A 1275-nucleotide genomic window follows, 5' to 3' on the forward strand; every position below is an offset into this window, starting at 1 on the left:
GGCTCCCAGTAGACGACTGGGTTGATAGGCCGGATATGGAAGCCTCGTGAGGGGTGGAGTTGACCGGTACTAATAGGCCGAGGGCTTGTCCTCAGACGCTCGCGTTCACTGTGTGGTTCCCGGGTAGCGAACAGCTATCGCCGGCGAACAAAGCATCACTTATCAATTGAAAAGTGTGTTTCGCTGAATACCCGATAGGGTTTCGGTGGTCATAGCATGAGGGAAACGCCCGGTTACATTCCGAACCCGGAAGCTAAGCCTCATAGCGCCGATGGTACTGCAGGGGGGACCCTGTGGGAGAGTAGGACGCCGCCGAACAATCATTCAAAGCCGTGGCCCCCAGCGACTCGCTGGGGGCCACGGCTTTTTTGCGTGTCAGAACGTGTATGACCCGGTCAGTCCCTCCCACCGCCCGAACGCGGTACCGGAGCGGATGCCGGACAATGGAGAAGGTGCACGGCCCGGTGGCCGGCACCACACCGCTCCGGGCGAGTGTCTCGCCACAGTCGGAGCGGTGGAGCTGAAGCAGCAGACAGGAGTCACCACGATGTCGAACCCGCCCCAGGACCGTCCCGAGCGTCGATCGGACGACGGCCGAGGCTATGAGCCCCGGTCACGTGGGGGCTGGTCGAACGATCGTGGCGGCCACCGTCGCGACGAGCGCTCCGACCGTGACCGTGAGCGCGGCGGTTTCCGCCGTGACGACCGCCCGCAGGGCGGTCACAACCGCGATGATCGTCCGCGCCGTGACGATCGCCCCCAGGGTGGTGGCGGTTACAACCGTGACGACCGTGGTGGGTTCCGCCGTGATGACCGTCCGCAGGGTGGCGGTTTCCGTCGGGACGACCGTCCGTCGGGTGGTTTCAACCGTGATGATCGTCCGCGTCGCGATGACCGTCCGCAGGGTGGCGGTTTCCGTCGGGACGACCGTCCGTCGGGTGGGTTCCGCCGTGATGACCGTCCGCAGGGTGGCGGTTTCCGTCGTGACGACCGTCCGTCCGGTGGTTTCAACCGTGACGACCGTGGTGGCTTCCGCCGCGATGACCGTCCGCAGGGTGGTGGCTTCCGTCGCGATGACCGTCCGTCGGGTGGTTTCAACCGTGATGACCGTCCGCGCCGCGATGACCGTCCGCAGGGTGGCGGTTTCCGTCGCGATGACCGTCCGTCGGGTGGTTTCAACCGTGATGACCGTCCGCGCCGTGACGACCGTCCGTCCGGTGGTTTCAACCGTGACGACCGTGGTGGCTTCCGCCGCGATGACCGTCCGCAGGGTGG

Annotated in this window: 2 rRNA genes and 1 pseudogene; all 3 read left to right on the forward strand. The window is 65.6% G+C overall.

From position 1 onward, the window contains the following. A 23S ribosomal RNA gene (locus tag P3T39_RS37425) occupies positions 1 to 93 on the forward strand; the annotation flags it as partial. Between the two features lie 108 nt (positions 94 to 201). Next, positions 202 to 318 (forward strand): 5S ribosomal RNA (rrf, locus tag P3T39_RS37430). 331 nt (positions 319 to 649) lie between these two features. Next, positions 650 to 1275: pseudogene (locus P3T39_RS37435) on the forward strand (RNA helicase); the annotation flags it as partial.

The organism is Kitasatospora sp. GP82, from assembly GCF_029892105.1.
GTDB lineage: Bacteria > Actinomycetota > Actinomycetes > Streptomycetales > Streptomycetaceae > Kitasatospora.